Annotated in this window: 1 protein-coding gene; it reads right to left on the reverse strand. The window is 49.6% G+C overall.

Annotated features, from left to right (window positions below; genetic code table 11):
- Window positions 1-235: hypothetical protein (locus E1297_RS49540; protein ID WP_155132813.1), on the reverse strand; the 235-nt coding region annotated here is incomplete at its 3' end.
- Window positions 236-730: the final 495 nt, after the last annotated feature.

The raw sequence follows: 730 nt of genomic DNA on the forward strand, positions 1-730 counted from the left end.
GAAGGGGTTTGCCGCGCTTCTGGATCAATCGGCCGATCTTCCGTAACTTTGACCAGCCCCAGTGGATCTCCTCGTCACCGCCGATGTGGAGACCTTTGACAGTCAGATGACCTTCGAAAGTCTCAACTTCGGCCAAGCCTTGCAGGGAGCCATCTGGGGTTAGGACCTCAAACAGAAGGCAATCCCCCTCTGATCCGTCCGCGTCCACTATGAGTTCAATGTCTTCAGGGTTCACTAACATTCCCTACGCAACTTGCTTATAGAAAATATGTCACTCACCTGCCTGGGTCAAGTGAGCGGCAGATGTATATGTCATTCGTAGGTACCGAAGTCCGAATCGTGGCAATTTCTCTTGCATATTAGGAGACGAATGGGACGTGAGGTGAATCAAGACGCCCCAATATGTTGTGGCCACCTGAGCGAAAGGGATAAGCGGTATCGGTAGCCAAAACAAAACTAAGCGAGTCCGACAAATGCGTAGCTAATACCAAGTCCATTTGAACGTGAATCATATCTAAGCTTCGCTTTTCGGCACATTCATGATTCACTATGGCAAACAAGACGTTTTCCATGTGACCTGAGACCCTAAACTTCCTCCAATTTTGTGTAGAGTCCTTTCCAATTAGGAGACGGACGGAATGAAGCGCTCAAGGTTCACAGAAGAACAGATCATCGGCATCTTGCGGGAGAAGGAGAGCAGGAGCTATGGTTGAATCTGGTGTCCGGGCGG

Source organism: Roseibium sp. RKSG952, assembly GCF_009711355.1.